General features: G+C 36.0%; 1 protein-coding gene. It reads left to right on the plus strand.

Going from position 1 to position 264, the window contains the following annotated elements:
* Positions 1-8 precede the first annotated feature (8 nt).
* On the plus strand, positions 9-92 hold the full coding sequence (locus R0J87_RS21485; RefSeq protein WP_498888831.1) for a hypothetical protein: 84 nt from the start codon (positions 9-11) through the stop codon (positions 90-92).
* Positions 93-264 lie beyond the last annotated feature (172 nt).

The raw sequence follows: 264 nt of genomic DNA on the forward strand, positions 1-264 counted from the left end.
AAGACAAAATTAATCAACTTAATCTTGCCATTGACGATGTGCGAGAACAATTAGGAGGGGTGAAAGGACGAGAAAAAGAAGAATCATCTTAGTTCTCCCTGTCGGTAGATTCTGATCGGATTTTGTACTCAAACTCAATCTCGGTGCTATAATTCGTAACAGCAATAACGAAAACTTAGCATCATCATCAAAATTATTGATGTTACTGTCTTGAAATATTGCCCCTTAGAATTCAGAAAAACCGAGCGTAAGATATAAGATGAT

Origin of the sequence: Halomonas sp. SIMBA_159, assembly GCF_046536035.1 — a bacterium.
GTDB classification, from domain to species: domain Bacteria; phylum Pseudomonadota; class Gammaproteobacteria; order Pseudomonadales; family Halomonadaceae; genus Vreelandella; species Vreelandella venusta_A.